The 15,923-nt window shown below is 72.9% G+C and carries 13 protein-coding genes; 7 read left to right on the forward strand and 6 right to left on the reverse strand.

What is annotated here, in order from left to right; all coding sequences use genetic code 11:
- The first annotated feature begins 52 nt into the window (after window positions 1-52).
- The 3 genes from ACFC1T_RS11225 (at window position 53) to ACFC1T_RS11235 (ending at window position 3,689) form a co-directional block, all read left to right on the forward strand.
- A complete protein-coding gene (locus ACFC1T_RS11225) occupies window positions 53-979 on the forward strand; it encodes a Gfo/Idh/MocA family protein (protein ID WP_375886517.1) in 927 nt (308 codons plus the stop codon).
- A gap of 293 nt (window positions 980-1,272) precedes the next feature.
- On the forward strand, window positions 1,273-3,108 hold the full coding sequence (locus tag ACFC1T_RS11230; protein WP_375886635.1) for an endonuclease/exonuclease/phosphatase family protein: 1,836 nt from the start codon (window positions 1,273-1,275) through the stop codon (window positions 3,106-3,108).
- 74 nt (window positions 3,109-3,182) lie between these two features.
- Entirely contained in the window at window positions 3,183-3,689 is a 507-nt protein-coding gene (locus ACFC1T_RS11235) for a GNAT family N-acetyltransferase (RefSeq protein WP_375886519.1), read from the forward strand.
- A 48-nt stretch (window positions 3,690-3,737) separates the two neighbouring features.
- On the opposite strand, the gene ACFC1T_RS11240 is transcribed toward ACFC1T_RS11235, so the two are convergent.
- The 6 genes from ACFC1T_RS11240 to ACFC1T_RS11265 form a co-directional block, all read right to left on the reverse strand.
- Complete coding sequence (locus ACFC1T_RS11240; RefSeq protein WP_375886521.1) at window positions 3,738-6,098, reverse strand: ATP-binding cassette domain-containing protein; 2,361 nt, start codon at window positions 6,096-6,098, stop codon at window positions 3,738-3,740.
- Window positions 6,099-6,172: 74 nt separating this feature from the next.
- Entirely contained in the window at window positions 6,173-6,586 is a 414-nt protein-coding gene (locus ACFC1T_RS11245) for a VOC family protein (protein WP_350503315.1), read from the reverse strand.
- 152 nt (window positions 6,587-6,738) lie between these two features.
- On the reverse strand, window positions 6,739-7,482 hold the full coding sequence (locus ACFC1T_RS11250; protein ID WP_375886522.1) for a class I SAM-dependent methyltransferase: 744 nt from the start codon (window positions 7,480-7,482) through the stop codon (window positions 6,739-6,741).
- Between the two features lie 88 nt (window positions 7,483-7,570).
- On the reverse strand, window positions 7,571-8,341 hold the full coding sequence (locus ACFC1T_RS11255; RefSeq protein ID WP_375886524.1) for a class I SAM-dependent methyltransferase: 771 nt from the start codon (window positions 8,339-8,341) through the stop codon (window positions 7,571-7,573).
- Window positions 8,334-8,837 carry an N-acetyltransferase gene (locus tag ACFC1T_RS11260; RefSeq protein WP_375886526.1) on the reverse strand — a complete coding sequence of 168 codons (504 nt, stop codon included), beginning with the start codon at window positions 8,835-8,837 and terminating at the stop codon, window positions 8,334-8,336. Before ACFC1T_RS11260 ends, ACFC1T_RS11255 begins: the two co-directional genes overlap by 8 nt.
- 94 nt (window positions 8,838-8,931) lie before the next feature.
- Entirely contained in the window at window positions 8,932-9,438 is a 507-nt protein-coding gene (locus ACFC1T_RS11265) for a nuclear transport factor 2 family protein (protein WP_375886528.1), read from the reverse strand.
- Window positions 9,439-9,574: 136 nt separating this feature from the next.
- Here ACFC1T_RS11265 and ACFC1T_RS11270 point away from each other — a divergent pair, with 136 nt between their 5' ends.
- The 4 genes from ACFC1T_RS11270 to ACFC1T_RS11285 all read left to right on the forward strand — a co-directional run bounded on the left by ACFC1T_RS11270 (window position 9,575) and on the right by ACFC1T_RS11285 (window position 15,894).
- Window positions 9,575-10,471 (forward strand): LysR family transcriptional regulator, encoded by an 897-nt coding sequence (locus ACFC1T_RS11270; RefSeq protein WP_375886531.1) that lies wholly within the window; start codon window positions 9,575-9,577, stop codon window positions 10,469-10,471.
- Window positions 10,472-10,694: 223 nt separating this feature from the next.
- The gene (locus ACFC1T_RS11275; RefSeq protein WP_375886638.1) at window positions 10,695-12,344 is read left to right on the forward strand and encodes an acyclic terpene utilization AtuA family protein; all 1,650 of its coding nucleotides are present in this window, start codon (window positions 10,695-10,697) and stop codon (window positions 12,342-12,344) included.
- A complete protein-coding gene (locus ACFC1T_RS11280; RefSeq protein ID WP_375886534.1) occupies window positions 12,341-13,939 on the forward strand; it encodes an acyl-CoA carboxylase subunit beta in 1,599 nt (532 codons plus the stop codon). The genes ACFC1T_RS11275 and ACFC1T_RS11280 overlap by 4 nt, the downstream gene beginning before the upstream one ends.
- Window positions 13,940-13,947: 8 nt before the next feature.
- Entirely contained in the window at window positions 13,948-15,894 is a 1,947-nt protein-coding gene (locus ACFC1T_RS11285; RefSeq protein WP_375886537.1) for a biotin carboxylase N-terminal domain-containing protein, read from the forward strand.
- Window positions 15,895-15,923: the final 29 nt, after the last annotated feature.

Consider the following 15,923-nt stretch of genomic DNA (forward strand, 5'->3'; position numbering starts at 1 on the left):
CGGCACGTAGGGTGGGTGTGCCGATGATCGTCCACACACCACGGGAGATCCCATGAGTCAGACACCGGCCTCCGCCGCCCTGCTACCGGTCGGGGTGATCGGCCTCGGCGACATCGCGCAGAAGGCATATCTGCCGGTCCTCGGAGCTCTGCCCGGTCTTGACCTTCGGCTGATGACCCGTAACCGTGCGAAGCTCGACGGTCTCGGAGACGCCTACCGGATCGACCCGGCGGCTCGCTTCACCGATCTTGGCGAACTCATCGGCAGCGGCATCCGAGCCGCCTTCGTGCACGCCGCCACGGACCAGCATGTCCCCATCGTGGAGCAACTGCTCACAGCGGGTGTCGACGTCTACGTGGACAAGCCGCTCGACTATCACGTGGACGGAGCCCGTCGCCTGACCGACCTGGCCGAGAGGCTGGGCCGCTCGCTGATGGTCGGCTTCAACCGCCGGTACGCCCCCGCGTACGTGCAGGCCAGGGAGCGTCCCCGCGACCTCATCGTGTTCCAGAAGAACCGAGAGGGTCTTGCCGAAGAGGCTCGCTCGCTGGTTTTCGACGATTTCATTCACCTTGTCGATCTTCTCCGCTTCCTGGTCCCCGGCGAGATCGAGCAGGTGGACGTCCGGGCCCGCAAGGACCGCGAGGGCCTGGTGGAGCACGTGGTGCTGACGCTCGGCGGGGAGGGCTTCACCGCACTCGGCATCATGAACCGGGTCTCCGGCTCGACCGAGGAGGTGCTGGAGGTCTCCGGCGGCGACTCCAAGCGCGAGGTGCGCAACCTCGCCGAGGTCATCGACCACCGGGGCCAGCCCACCGTCCGGCGGCGCGGCGACTGGGTGCCGGTGGCCCGTCAGCGCGGGATCGAGCAGTGCGTGCTGGGCTTCCTGGACGCCGTCCGGGCCGGGAAGACCCTGGACGCCCACGACGCGCTGCGCACCCACGAGTTGTGCGAGCTGATCGTGGAACGGATCGGGTAAAGCCGGGCAAAGGCACGGTCAAGCTGGGGAATTGCTGGGCGGCTGCTGGAAGGAGCCTGGGAAAGAGCCGGATCGACGCTTCCGCACGTCACCGGGCCGGAACCGACAGTTCATTGACGAGGTCTTGTCGGGGCATTTTCTACGCGCGTATCTTGAGGGCGCCGCGGGGGAACGGGAGCCGTCCCCCGCTCTCTCCCGACCTTCCTTCTACGCGAGTAGCGTCCGCTGCCCGAGCTAGGAGCCATGCCCCGGTGACCACCGCCTCCGCCCCCCGCCCCCGCAGAGCCGCCCTGTTGCGCGCCGCCGTCGCCCCGGCCGCACTCGCCGTCTCGCTGGTGCTCGTCCCGCTGCCGTCCGCCGTCGCCGCCGGTGCGGCCGCCGCCCCGCCCGCGCCCACCGAGGCCGGGCCGCTGCGGATCCACGACATCCAGGGCACCACCCGGGTCTCCCCGCAGGCCGGAAAGCCGGTCACCGGCGTGCCCGGGATCGTCACCGGTGTGCGCGCGTACGGCAGTTCCAAGGGATTCTGGCTGCAGGACCCGAACCCGGACGCCGACCCGGCCACCAGCGAGGGCATCTTCGTCTTCACCGGCGGAAACCCGACCGTGAAGGTCGGCGACTCGGTGCTGGTCAGCGGAAAGGTCACCGAGTACTACCCGAACTCCTCGGGCGGCTCGCAGTCCGTCACCGAGCTCACCGGCCCCGCCGTCACGGTGCTCTCGGCCGGCAACCCGCTGCCCGCCCCCGTGGTGGTGGACACCCGCAACATCCCCGGCACCTACGCCCCGCCGGCCGGGCCCGACGGCAGCATCGACGCCGGGCGGCTCGACCCGGAGAAGTACGCCCTGGACTTCTACGAGTCGCTGGAGGGCATGCTCGTCCAGGTCAAGGACGTCCGGGTGATACAGGCGACCGACAAGTACAACGAGCTCTGGGTCGCCGCCGACCGCCAGGACCAGCGCAGCAAGCGCGGCGGCGTGCTCTACGAGTCCTACCGCGAGCCCAACGTCGGCCGCCTGATGGTGCAGCAGCAGGCCGCCGTCACCCAGCAGCCCTTCCCGGTCGCCAACGTCGGCGACGAGCTGACCGGCACCACCACCGGCCCGCTGGACTACAACTCCTTCGGCGGCTACACCCTGGTGGCCGGCACCCTCGGCACCCTCAAGGACAACCACCTCCAGCGCGAGGTCACCCCGCAGGCGAGCGAGCGCGAACTCACCGTCGCCACCTACAACGTGGAGAACCTGGCCGCCACCAACCCGGACGCCAAGTTCGCCGAGCTGGCCCAGGGCGTCGTCACCAACCTGCGCTCGCCCGACATCGTCGCCCTGGAGGAGATCCAGGACAACAACGGCGCCAAGAGCGACGGCACCGTCGACGCGAGCCAGACCGTCGCCAAGTTCCTCGCCGCGATCAAGGCGGCCGGCGGCCCCGCCTACGACTGGCGCTCGGTCGACCCCCAGGACGGCAAGGACGGCGGCGAGCCCGGCGGCAACATCCGCCAGGTCTTCCTGTTCAACCCCCAGCGGGTCTCCTTCACCGACATCCCCGGCGGCAGCGCCACCACCGCCGTCGGCGTCACCGGCAGCGGCGCCGCCACCGCGCTCACCGCCTCGCCCGGCCGGATCGCGCCCACCGACGACGCCTGGACCAACAGCCGCAAGCCGCTGGTCGGCCAGTTCGCGTTCCGCGGCCAGAAGGTCTTCGTGATCGCCAACCACTTCAACAGCAAGGGCGGCGACCAGGGCATCGACAGCCGCTTCCAGGCCCCGACCCGCAGCTCCGAGGTGCAGCGGGTCAAGCAGGCCACCGTCGAGCAGGCCTTCGTCGCCGGGCTGCTGGCCGCCGACAAGCAGGCCAGGATCGTCTCGCTCGGCGACTTCAACGACTACCAGTTCTCGCCCGCGCTGGCCGCGCTCACCAAGGGCGGCGTGCTGCGCGACCTGGTGAACGAGCTGCCGGAGACCGAGCAGTACTCCTACGTCTACCAGGGCAACTCCCAGGTGCTCGACCACGTCCTGGTCAGCCCCGAGCTCGGCTACGCCAAGTACGACGTGGTGCACATCAACGCCGAGTTCGCCCAGCAGGCCAGCGACCACGACCCGCAGGTGGTCCGCCTCAAGCCGTGACCTGAGCTGCGGTTATCCTGCCTCCGTCGTCGGCGACCGCCGACGGCGGAGGCTTTTCGCCGACAGGGGACGACGTGCAGTACCGGATCGAACGGATCGGCCGCGACGACTGGGAGCGGCTGCGCACCATCCGGCTGGCCCAGCTCCTCGACACCCCGCTGGCGTTCGGCGAGACCCACGCGTACGCGCAGCTCCAGGGCGAGGGCAACTGGCGGGCCCGTACGGACTGGCTGAACGAGCCAGGCCGGATCGGCCTGGTCGCCGTGGACGGCGACGACCGGTGGGTCGCCACCATGCTCTCGATCCCCAGCCGCAAGACCGCGACCGTCGACCTGATCGGCGTCTGGGTCGACCCGGCGCACCGCGGCCGCGAGCGCGGCGTCGCCGACGCCCTGCTGGACGCGGTGATCGCCTGGGCGCGGGAGGGCGGCGCCGAGTGGATGCTGCTCGGCGTCCACGAGGCGAACGACCGCGCCGCCGCCTTCTACCGGCGGCGCGGCTTCACCTGCACGGGCGGCGAGACGCCGTACGTGCTGGACGAGCGGGCCCGGATCCTGGAGATGGTCCTCCCGCTCGGGTAGCGGGCGCCCCGGCGGTTCACCTCATGGGCGTCTCACTTCATGGACGTCTCACTTCACGTACTCCGCGAGGTGCTCGCCGGTCAGCGTCGAGCGGGCCGCGACCAGCTCGGCCGGGGTGCCCTCGAAGACCACCCGGCCGCCGTCGTGCCCGGCGCCCGGCCCGAGGTCGATGATCCAGTCGGCGTGCGCCATCACCGCCAGGTGGTGCTCGATCACGATCACCGACTTGCCGGAGTCCACCAGCCGGTCCAGCAGGCCGAGGAGCTGCTCGACGTCCGCCAGGTGCAGCCCGGTGGTCGGCTCGTCCAGGACGTAGACCCCGCCCTTGTCCGCCATGTGGGTGGCCAGCTTCAACCGCTGCCGCTCACCGCCGGACAGCGTGGTCAGCGGCTGCCCGAGGCTGAGGTAGCCCAGGCCGACGTCGGCGAGCCGCTCCAGGATCCGGTGCGCGGCCGGCAGCTTCGCCTCGCCGTCGCCGAAGAACGCCTCCGCCTCGCCCACCGACATCGCCAGCACCTCGCTGATGTCCCGGCCGCCCAGCCGGTACTCCAGCACCGAGGCCTGGTAGCGCTTGCCCTCGCAGTCCTCGCAGGTGGTGGCCACCCCGGCCATCATCGCCAGGTCGGTGTAGACCACGCCGGCGCCGTTGCAGGTCGGGCAGGCGCCCTCCGAGTTGGCGCTGAACAGGGCCGGCTTCACCCCGTTCGCCTTGGCGAAGGCCTTGCGGATCGGCTCCAGCAGCCCGGTGTACGTCGCCGGGTTGCTGCGCCGGGAGCCCTTGATCGCCCCCTGGTCGACCGAGACCACGCCCTCGCTCGGCGGGATCGAGCCGTGGATCAGCGAACTCTTCCCGGAGCCCGCCACCCCGGTGACCACGGTCAGCACCCCGAGCGGGACGTCCACGTCCACGTCCCGCAGGTTGTGGCTGTCCGCGCCGCGGATCGCCAGTGAGCCGGTGGGCTTGCGCACCTCCGCCCGCAGCGCCGTCCGGTCCGCCAGGTGCCGGCCGGTGACGGTGCCGCTCTTCCGCAGCCCGGCCACGCTGCCCTCGAAGCACACCGTGCCGCCTGCCGCGCCCGCCCCGGGACCGAGGTCCACCACGTGGTCGGCGATCGCGATGGTCTGCGGCTTGTGCTCCACCACCAGCACCGTGTTGCCCTTGTCCCGCAGCCGCAGCAGCAGGTCGTTCATCCGGCTGATGTCGTGCGGGTGCAGCCCGGTGGTGGGCTCGTCGAAGACGTACGTGGTGTCGGTGAGCGAGGAGCCCAGGTGGCGGATCATCTTCACCCGCTGCGCCTCGCCGCCCGACAGGGTGCCGGAGGGGCGGTCCAGCGAGAGGTAGCCGAGGCCGATCTCCACGAAGGCGTCCAGCGCCTGCCGCAGCGCGTCGAGCAGCGGCGCCACCGAGGGCTCGTCCAGTGCCCGGGCCCAGTCCGCGAGGTCGCTGATCTGCATCGCGCAGGCGTCGGCGATGCTGACACCGCCGATCTTCGAGGACCGGGCGGCCTCGCTCAGCCGGGTGCCCCCGCACTCCGGGCAGGAGGTGAAGGTGACGGCGCGCTCCACGAAGGCCCGGATGTGCGGCTGCAGCGCCTCCTTGTCCTTGGACAGCATGGACTTCTGGAGCTTGGGGATCAGGCCCTCGTAGGTCAGGTTGACCCCGTTGACCTTGACCTTGGTGGGTTCCCGGTGGAGGAAGTCCTGGAGCTCCTTCTTGGTGTACCTGCGGATCGGCTTGTCCGCGTCCAGGAAGCCCGAGTTGGCGTACACCCCGACCGTCCACCAGCTGTCCGGCTTCCAGCCGGGGATCAGGATCGCGCCCTCGGCGAGCGACTTGGTGTCGTCGTACAGCTGGGTGAGGTCGATGTCGGTGACGCTGCCCCGGCCCTCGCAGCGCGGGCACATGCCGCCGGTGATGCTGAAACTGCGCCGCTCCTTGACCGTCCTGCCGCCGCGCTCCACCGTCACCGCGCCGGCGCCGCTGATCGACGGGACGTTGAAGGAGAAGGCCTTGGGGGAGCCGATGTGCGGGGTGCCCAGCCGGCTGAACAGGATCCGCAGCATCGCGTTGGCGTCGGTCGCGGTGCCGACGGTGGAGCGCGGGTCGGCGCCCATCCGCTGCTGGTCGACCAGGATCGCGGTGGTCAGGCCCTCCAGGACGTCCACCTCGGGGCGGGCCAGGGTCGGCATGAAGCCCTGGACGAAGGCGCTGTAGGTCTCGTTGATCAGCCGCTGCGACTCGGCGGCGATGGTGTCGAAGACCAGCGAGCTCTTGCCGGAGCCGGACACCCCGGTGAACACCGTCAGGCGGCGCTTGGGGATGTCGACGCTGACGTCCTTGAGGTTGTTCTCGCGTGCCCCGTGCACGCGGATCAGGTCGTGGCTGTCGGCGGCGTGCGGCTCGGCCATCGTGGTCTTCGCTCCGTGTCTCGGTGGCTTCTCGGCGGTACTTCGGTGGCTCTTCGGTGGGGCGTCGGGCGGGGTCAGCGCACTTCGTTGAAGCGGACCATGTTGCCCGCCGGGTCGCGGAAGGCGCAGTCGCGGACGCCGTACGGCTGCAGGGTCGGCTCCTGGACGAGCTCGGCGCCGCCGGACTTCAACCGGTCGAACACGCCGTCCAGGTCGGCGGTGGCGAGCACCACCCGGGCGTACGTCCCCTTGGCCATCATCTCGGTGATGGTACGCCGCTCGTCCTCGGTGATGCCCGGGTCCGCGAACGGCGGCTCCAGCACCAGCGACACGCCGGGCTGGCCGGCGGGCCCGACGGTGATCCACCGCATCGGGCCGCCGCCGACGTCCTGGCGGACCTCGAAGCCGAGCAGGTCGCGGTAGAAGGCGAGCGAGGCCTCGGGGTCGGTGTGGGGGAGGAAGGTCCAGTGAATGCTGATGTCGTTCATGACTGCAACGCTAGGCGCGGCCCCCGGGCGGGCGCTTCTCGAAAACTGATCGCCTCCCCGGGAAACCGATCGACCCCGGGGAGCGGCGGGTGTGGTCGCCGTCCCCCGGGGTCGATGGTCACGCGCAGCGTGCGGTGCTCAGCGCTTGCCGCTCAGGCGCGGCAGCGCAGCATCTCCAGCGGCGGGTGGGCGAGGACGTCCGCCCAGAACTCCTCGCCGTACTCGCGCAGGCCCTCCTCGGAGATCCCCAGCGGCACCCACTCGAGATCGGAGAACCCGGCCCCGCGCAGCGCCTCCTCGTAGACCTCGCGGCGCGGGACGGTCCCGAGGATGCTGATCGGCCGGGGGTCGAGCAGCGCGGTGACCCGTACCCGCGGGCCGGTCTCGACGTGCTCCCCGGTCGGCTCGCAGCGGAACCCGTACTGCTCCAGGGTGAGACAGTCGAAGGCGTAGTCCGGCTTCTGGGCGAAGACGAAGAGCTCCCCGCCCGGCACCAGGCTGCGGTGGACGGTGCGACACATCCGGTCCAGCGACGCGCGGTCCTCCGCGTAGTTGAGGCACTGCACCGCCAGGACCACGTCGAACTGCCGCTCCAGTTCGCGCAGTTCGGCCACATCGCCGACCTCGTAGCGCACCCCCAGCGGGTCGCGCTGCTCGAACGACTCGGCGGCGGCGATCATCTCGGTGGAGATGTCGACCCCGAGCACCTCCGCGGCGCCGCGCCGACGGACCTCGCGACTGTAGAAGCCCGTTCCGCACGCCAGGTCGAGGACGGCCTTGCCGCGGACGTCCCCGACCATCGCGAGGAAGCTCGGCACCTCCCCGAACCGCGTCAGCGGCAGGGCCTTGAAGCCCTCGAACGCCTCGCCGATCCCGTCGTACTGCTGCACGCTCATCGTGTCGTCCTCCCGTGTGCGCAGCCCAGTGCTGTGCTGGGAAGTCTGGCGCAGCCCGACGCGCCGTCGTACTGGCAGAAGCCACGAATCAGCGGCGCCGAGCGAGGTGGACGGTGATGTCCGCGTCCAGTCCGACGCGCTCCGGCAGCACCGCCAGGATCCGGCGGAACACCTCCGCCCGGGCGTCCTCCGGCAGCAGCAGATAGGCCGAGACCGTCGACAGGTGGCCGAGGTACTCCTCCGGACCGATCGTCAACCGCCTTGGCAGCAGGAGCTGTTGCACCTGGTCGAACCGCTCGGAGTGCTGCAGATCGGTGCCCGGCCACTGCAGCTCCTGCTCCGGCGGCGTGCCGTCCGGGGACGGCACGTCATCGCTCGCCAGGAACGGCGCCCGCACCACCCTTACGGCTTCCGCCAGTTCGGGGTCGGCCAACTGGACGGGCCCGCCGAAACAGGCGAACACGCCGCCCGGGCACAGCAGTTCGGCCACCCGCTGCCAGCGGCCCGCCGGGCTGGTCCAGTGCAGTGCTGCCGCCGCGTACACCAGGTCGTACGGCCCGTCCGGCGGCCGCTCCTCGAACGCGGCGCGCACCGTCCGGACGCTGCCCGGGGTGTGCCGGCGCAGCTCGGCGAGCATGGCGGCGTCCGGCTCGGTCGCGGTCACGGCGACGCCGTGCCCGGCGAACAGCCGGGTGGCCTTGCCCGTTCCGGCCCCGATCTCCAGCGCCGTCCGCACCGGTCCGCCCGCGTGCTCCGCGGCGTACCCCGCGACCAGCTCGAAGAGCTCCGCCGGATACCCGGGCCGGTACCGCTCGTAGGCCTCCGCGACCGTCCCGAAGCTCAGTGCGCGCTCAGGCACCCGGAGCCTCCGGCAGGGTCAGCCACTCCTCCCAGCTGAGGTCGCGCCCCAGGAACCGCGGCTGCCGGAACGGCCACTCGGCGGCGATCCACCGCGGCACCAGCGCGTCGAAGGCCCGCTCCACCTCGCTGCCGACCAGGCCGTCCACCACCCACCAGGAGACCTCGCCGTCCGCCCCGGCCCGCTCCGGCGGGTCGATGTACACGCACCCGTGCACGGCCGTCTCCGCGGCGTCCAGCAGTACGTAGTTGAACGACTGGTGGGCGGCGATCTCCCGCTCGTGCCGGGCGAGGTCGATCCGGTTCGCCTCGGCCGTGATCGTCGCCGCCGGCCACCCCCAGGCCGGCCCGAAGATCCCGAACAGCCGCTCCCGGGAGCCCATCACCGCCGGATAGTCCATCGGCGCGTCCGCCTCCCGGATCGGCCGCAGGTGGTACGCGCCGTCGAGCAGCGGCACGTGGACGGGATGGACGAAATCAGCAGGAAGCCAGGTCATACCCCCGAGGCTATCCACCGCCACCCCGCAGCCCCACCCAATATCCCGCGCCACCGGAGAGCCGCCCGTTGCGAGTGCGCCGGTGCCGCTCGGTTCAGCCGAAGATCGCCTCGGGCTCACCGGTGAGCCACACGTTGTCGATCCGCACCCGGTGCATCAGCCAGCGCCCGCCGTCCCGGTGCAGCTCGACGTCGTAGCGGTTCTTCAACAGCGCGTGCGTCGCCGGGGCGGCCGTCAGCAGGTGCTGGGCCTCGACGAGGGCGGTGAGCCCGGCGCGGTCGCCGTCCACGGTGATCCGGGGGTTGGTGACCTGGTGGGTGGTGGTCACCCGCCCGGCGAACATGCCGAGGACGGTCGTGACGATGTGGTCCCGGCCGGTCATCAGGGGCGGCTCGGCGCCCCACGCGGCGGCCGCGGGGCGGAAGTCCAGTTCGGCGTCCGGGGTGAAGGAGGAGGCGAAGAGCTCGCGGTCGTGGAGGTCCTGGCCGAGGCCGAAGCGGAGCAGGGCGTCCAGGATCTCGGTCCGGTCACGCAGCTCGGCGGCGACGGCGGCCGGGTCGTCGGCGGGTGCGGTGAGGGCGCGGTCGGTGGTGATGTACACGGTGGAACTCCCGGTCGGGTGGCTGGTGTTCGGTGACGGGTCCACCCTCCCGCCGGAACGGCCGGACGATCAACGGGTGACTGTGCAACGATCGTGAACCGAGGCTTAACGAAGTGGTGGGGGAGAGGCGGCAAGGGTGCTGGAGCGGCACGAGATCGAGGCGTTCCTGGCGCTCTCCGAGGAACTGCACTTCGGGCGGACGGCCGAACGGCTGCACGTCTCCACCGCACGGATCAGCCAGACCGTACGGAAGCTGGAACGCCGCGTCGGCGCACCGCTGTTCGCCCGGACGAGCCGCCGGGTGGAGCCGACCGCGCTCGGCGCCCAGCTGGCGCAGGAGCTGCGGCCCGCGTGGGAGGCGGTGGGCGCCGCCGTCCGGCGGGTCGCCGACGCCGGGCACGGCCGCACCGGAACGCTGCGGGTGGCGTTCGCGGGCCCCGCGGCGGGGCAGCTGCTCATCGGCGTCGCGGAGCGCTTCCGGGAGCGGCTGCCGGGCTGGGAGGCGACCCTCCGGGAGGCCGAACTCGTCGACCGGATCCGCCTGTTGCGGGCGGGCGAGGTGGACCTGGTGTTCGCGGAGTACCCGCTGCGCGAGCCCGACCTGGTGCCGGGCCCGGTCCTGGTGAGCGAGCCCCGGATGATCGCCCTGCCCGCCGGCCACCCGCTCGCGCAGCAGGACGCCGTCACACCGGAGGAGCTGGCCGGGATCCCGCTCGTCCGACTGCCCGCCGCCGTGCCGGAGTCCTTCCGGGCCGACCGCACCCCGGCCCGGACGCCGGCCGGGCGGCCGATCCCGTCCGGCCCGGAGGGCGGCACCCTGAACGAGATCCTCACCCTCGTCGGCGCGGGCCGGGCCGCCTTCCCGCTCGGCGCCCAGGCCCGCCGCTACCACCCCCGCCCCGACGTCACCTACCGCCCGCTGACCGGCGCACCCCCGGTCCGGTGGGGCCTGCTCCACCACCGCGACCGCGCCACCCACGCCACGGAGGCCTTCCACCACGCGGCCCAGGACCTCCTCGGCACCGCGGACTGACCCCGGGGCCCCGGCGACCGGTCGGAGGTGAAGCCGATGGCGGGAAAACAAGCAGGCATGATTGCTTTTTTCTGCGGCCGGTGCCACGCTGCTGCGCGGCGCCGCTCGTGCGGGGCGGCGCCAACAGGCCGGTAGGGGAGGCGCTTTGGTGCGCGGAGGATCGGTGCTGCGGGTCGGCAATGCCTCGGGGTTCTACGGGGACCGGTTCGCGGCGGTGCGGGAGATGCTCACGGGTGGGCCGTTGGACGTGCTCACCGGGGACTACCTCGCCGAGTTGACCATGCTGATCCTGGCGCGGGACCGGCTGCGGGATCCCTCGCTCGGGTACGCCCGGACCTTCCTGCGGCAGATGGAGGAGTGCCTCGGCCTGGCCCGGGACCGCGGTGTGCGGATCGTGGTGAACGCGGGCGGCCTCAACCCGGCCCGGCTCGCGGAGCGGTTGCGGGAGCTGGCGCAGCGCCTGGGCGTCCCGACCGCCGTCGCCCACGTCGAGGGCGACGACCTGCTCCCGCGCTGGGAGGAACTCGGCCTGCCCGAGCACCTGTTGGCCGCCAACGCCTACCTCGGCGGGTTCGGCGTCGCCGCCTGCCTGGCGGAGGGGGCGGACGTGGTGGTGACCGGGCGGGTGACGGACGCCGCACTGGTGGCCGGGCCGGCGATCGCCCACTTCGGCTGGGGCCCGGACGAACTGGACGCCCTCGCCGGGGCGGTGCTGGCCGGGCACGTGCTGGAGTGCGGAGCACAGGCGACCGGCGGCAACTACGCCTTCTTCGGCGAGCACGACGTGGACCGCCCGGGCTTCCCGTTGGCAGAACTGCACGCCGACGGCTCCAGCGTGATCACCAAGCACCCCGGGACGGGCGGGGCCGTCACGATCGGCACGGTCACCGCCCAACTCCTTTACGAGACCGGCGGAGCGCACTACCTCGGCCCCGACGTGACCGCCCGGCTGGACTCCGTGCGGCTCACCGAGGACGGCCCGGACCGGGTGCGGATCGACGGCGTGCGCGGCGAGGCCCCGCCGCCGACCCTCAAGGTCGGCCTGAACCGGCTCGGCGGCCACCGCAACGAAGTGGTCTTCGTCCTGACCGGCCTGGACATCGAGGCCAAGGCCGCCCTGGTGCAACGCCAGTTGGCCGCCGCCCTGCCGCCCGAGGTCCGCCCGGCCGAGCTGCGCTGGACCCTCGCCCGCACCGACCACCCGGACGCCGACACCGAGGAGGCCGCGTCCGCCCTGCTCCGACTGACCGCCCGGGACCGGGATCCGGCCAAGGTCGGTCGCGAACTCGGCAAGTCCGCCGTGGAGTTGGGCCTCGCCGGCTACCCGGGCTTCCACCTCACCGCCCCACCCGGCCCGGGCGCCCCGTACGGGGTGTTCACCGCCGCGTACCTGGACGCGAAGCTGGTCGAGCACACCGCGGTGCTGCCGGACGGCCGCCGGATCACCGTCCCGCCCGCCGCAGGCACCGGCCACGTCGCCGCCGTCACCGGCCACGTCGCCTCCGTCGACGCCGAGTTGCCCGAGCCCCTGCCGCCGGGCCCGACCCGTCGCGCCCCGCTCGGCCTGGTGCTCGGCGCCCGCAGCGGCGACAAGGGCGGCGACGCCAACCTGGGCGTCTGGGCCCGCACCGAGGACGCCTGGCGCTGGCTGGCGCACACCCTCACCGTCGACCGGCTGCGCGCACTGCTCCCCGAGACCGCCGACCTGCCCGTCACCCGGCACCTGCTGCCGAACCTCAAGGCCGTCAACTTCACCCTCACCGGCCTGCTCGGCGAGGGCGTCGCCGCCCAGCACCGCTTCGACCCGCAGGCGAAGGCCCTGGGCGAGTGGCTGCGCTCGCGCCACCTCGACATCCCGGAGGCCCTGCTGTGACCGTCCTGCCCACCCGCGTCGACCCGGCCGAGCCCGAGTACGCGGAGCACCGTGCCGCGATGGCCGCCAAGTTGGCCGAGCTGGACGCCGAGCACGCCAAGGCGCTGGCCGGCGGCGGCCCCAAGTACGTGGAGCGCCACCGCAAGCGGGGCAAGCTGCTGGCCCGGGAGCGGATCGAGCTGCTGGTGGACCAGGACTCGCCGTTCCTGGAGCTGTCCCCGCTGGCGGCCTGGGGCAGCGACCACCCGGTGGGCGCCGCGCTGGTCACCGGCATCGGGGTGGTCGAGGGCGTGGAGTGCGTGATCACCGCCAACGACCCGACGGTGCGCGGCGGCGCCAGCAACCCGTGGACGCTGCGCAAGGCCCTGCGGGCCAACGAGATCGCGCTGCAGAACCGGCTCCCGGTGGTGAACCTGGTCGAGTCGGGCGGGGCGGACCTGCCCAGCCAGAAGGAGATCTTCATCCCGGGCGGCGCCCTGTTCCGCGACCTGACCCGGCTCTCGGCGGCCGGGATCCCCACCGTGGCCGTGGTGTTCGGCAATTCGACGGCCGGCGGCGCCTACGTGCCGGGGATGTCGGACCACACCGTGCTGGTCAAGGAGCGCGCCAAGGTGTTCCTCGGCGGCCCGCCGCTGGTGAAGATGGCGACCGGCGAGGAGGCCGACGACGAGTCGCTGGGCGGCGCCGAGATGCACGCCCGCAGCTCCGGCCTGGCCGACCACTTCGCGGTGGACGAGGCGGACGCGCTGCGGATCGCCCGCCGGATCGTCGCCCGGCTGGAGCACCGCAAGCCGGGCCCCGGCCCGGACCGCTGCGCCGCGCCTCCGGCGTACGACGAGGAGGAGCTGCTGGGCATCGTCCCGGGGGACCTCAAGGTGCCCTTCGACCCGCGCGAGGTGATCGCCCGGATCGTCGACGGCTCCGACTTCGACGAGTTCAAGCCGCTGTACGGCGCCAGCCTGGCCACCGGCTGGGCCCGGCTGCACGGCTACCCGGTCGGCATCCTGGCCAACGCCCAGGGCGTGCTGTTCAGCGCGGAGTCCCAGAAGGCCGCCCAGTTCATCCAGTTGGCGAACCAGCGGAACACCCCGCTGCTGTTCCTGCACAACACCACCGGCTACATGGTCGGCCGGGACTACGAGCAGGGCGGCATCATCAAGCACGGCGCGATGATGATCAACGCCGTCTCGAACTCCAAGGTCCCGCACCTGTCGGTGCTGCTCGGCGCCTCCTACGGGGCGGGCCACTACGGCATGTGCGGCCGGGCGTACGAGCCGCGCTTCCTGTTCTCCTGGCCGAGCGCCAAGTCCGCGGTGATGGGCCCGCAGCAGCTCGCCGGGGTGCTCTCGATCGTGGCCCGCCAGTCGGCGGCGGCGAAGGGGCAGCCGTACGACGAGGACGCGGACGCGGCGATCCGGGCGATGGTCGAGCAGCAGATCGAGGCGGAGTCGCTGCCGGTCTTCCTGTCCGGCCGGCTGTACGACGACGGCGTGATCGACCCGCGTGACACCCGTACGGTGCTGGGCCTGTGTCTGTCCGCGATCCACAACGCGCCGGTCGAGGGCGCGCGTGGCTACGGCGTCTTCCGGATGTGAGAGGTCAGATGATCACCAACCTGCTGGTCGCCAACCGCGGCGAGATCGCCCGCCGGGTGTTCCGCACCTGCCGGGAGCTCGGCATCGCGACCACCGCCGTCCACTCGGACCCGGACACCGGCGCCCCGCACGTCCGGGAGGCCGACGCGGCGGTACGGCTGCCCGGCGCCGCGCCCGCCGACACCTACCTGCGCGGAGAGCTGATCGTCCGGGCCGCTCTGCGGGCGGGGGCGGACGCCGTCCACCCGGGGTACGGATTCCTCTCCGAGAACGCGGAGTTCGCCCGGGCCGTGCTGGACGCCGGCCTGCTCTGGGTCGGTCCGCCGCCGGCCGCGATCGCCGCGATGGGCTCCAAGACGGCCGCCAAGCGGCTGATGGCCGAGGCCGGGGTGCCGGTGCTGGGCGCGCTCGCCGAGCCGACCGAGGCCGACCTGCCGCTGCTGGTGAAGGCCGCGGCGGGCGGCGGCGGCCGCGGCATGCGGGTGGTCGAACGGCTGGCGGACCTGCCCGGCGCACTGGCGGCGGCCCGGGCCGAGGCGGCCAAGGCCTTCGGCTCCGACGAGGTGTTCTGCGAGCGCTACCTGCCCAGCGGCCGGCACGTGGAGGTGCAGCTGCTCGCCGACGCCCACGGCACGGTGTGGGCGGTGGGCGACCGCGACTGCTCCTTGCAGCGGCGGCACCAGAAGGTGATCGAGGAGGCCCCGGCCCCCGGCCTGGCGCCGCAGGTGCGGGCCGCGTTGCACGCCGCGGCCGCGGACGCCGCCCGGGCGATCGGCTACGTCGGCGCCGGGACCGCCGAGTTCCTGCTCACCGGGGACGGCCGGTTCTACTTCCTGGAGATGAACACCCGGCTCCAGGTCGAGCACCCGGTCACCGAGGCGGTCACCGGCCTGGACCTGGTCGCGCACCAACTCGCCGTCGCGGAGGGCGAGGAGCTGCCCGCGGGCGGGCCGCCGCCGAGCACCGGCCACGCGATCGAGGCCCGGCTGTACGCCGAGGACCCGGCGAAGGACTGGCAGCCCGCGACCGGCACCCTGCACCGCCTCGAACTGACCTCGGAGCACCAGGAGTTCGGCGGGCCCGGGGTGGGAACGGACTCCTGGCTGCGGCTGGACTCCGGGGTGGCGGCCGGCAGCGAGATCAGCCCGCACTACGACGCGATGCTCGCCAAGGTGATCGTCCGGGCGCCGACCCGCGCCGCCGCCGCCCGGAAGCTGGCCGACGCGCTGGCCCGCGCCCGGATCCACGGGCCCTCCACCAACCGGGAGTTGCTGGTCCGCGCACTGCGGCACCCGGCCTTCCTGGCCGGGCGGCTGCACACCGGCTTCCTGGCCGAGCATGCGGCCGAACTGCTCGCCCCCGACACCAGGAGCGCCGGGCGGGCCGCCCTGGCCGCCGCCCTCGCCGACGCGGCCGCGCGCGGCACCGCGCTGCCGTCCGGCTGGCGCAACCTGCCCTCCCAGCCCCAGTCCAAGCGCTACCGGGCCCCCGACGGCGTCGAGTGGGAGGTCCGCTACCGCCGGACCAGGGGCGGCCTGGAGGCCGTCGACCACCCGGACGTCGAACTCGTCGAGGCCGAGGCCGGGTTCGTCCTGCTGCGCGAGGGCGAGGTGCAGCGGCGCTACGACGTGGCCCGCTACGGCGATCGGGTCTACGTCGACTCCCCGACCGGCAGCACCGCGCTCACCGCGCTGCCGCGCTTCCCCGACCCCACCGCCCAGCGCGACCCGGGCGCCCTGCTCGCCCCGATGCCCGGCACCGTCCTGCGCACCACCGCCGCCGTCGGCGACACCGTCACCGCCGGGCAGCCGCTGCTGGTGCTGGAGGCGATGAAGATGGAGCACCGGGTCACCGCCCCGGCCGACGGCACCCTGGTGGACCTGCGCGTCACCCCGGGGCAGCAGGTCCGGCTCGGCGCCCTGCTCGCCGTCGTCAAGTCGCCCGAAGAGTCCTGATCCCCCGAAGAGTCCTGAGCACCGCCCGA

It is taken from the genome of Kitasatospora sp. NPDC056076 (assembly GCF_042266305.1).
Taxonomy (GTDB): domain Bacteria; phylum Actinomycetota; class Actinomycetes; order Streptomycetales; family Streptomycetaceae; genus Kitasatospora.

Coding starts and splice junctions, on each gene's coding strand:
- ACFC1T_RS11250 (WP_375886522.1), bottom strand. CDS start 7,482: ATGAGCGTGCAGCAGTACGACGGGATCGGCGAGGCGTTCGAGGGCTTC.
- ACFC1T_RS11225 (WP_375886517.1), top strand. CDS start 53: ATGAGTCAGACACCGGCCTCCGCCGCCCTGCTACCGGTCGGGGTGATC.
- ACFC1T_RS11245 (WP_350503315.1), bottom strand. CDS start 6,586: ATGAACGACATCAGCATTCACTGGACCTTCCTCCCCCACACCGACCCC.
- ACFC1T_RS11260 (WP_375886526.1), bottom strand. CDS start 8,837: ATGACCTGGCTTCCTGCTGATTTCGTCCATCCCGTCCACGTGCCGCTG.
- ACFC1T_RS11275 (WP_375886638.1), top strand. CDS start 10,695: ATGCTCACGGGTGGGCCGTTGGACGTGCTCACCGGGGACTACCTCGCC.
- ACFC1T_RS11240 (WP_375886521.1), bottom strand. CDS start 6,098: ATGGCCGAGCCGCACGCCGCCGACAGCCACGACCTGATCCGCGTGCAC.
- ACFC1T_RS11285 (WP_375886537.1), top strand. CDS start 13,948: ATGATCACCAACCTGCTGGTCGCCAACCGCGGCGAGATCGCCCGCCGG.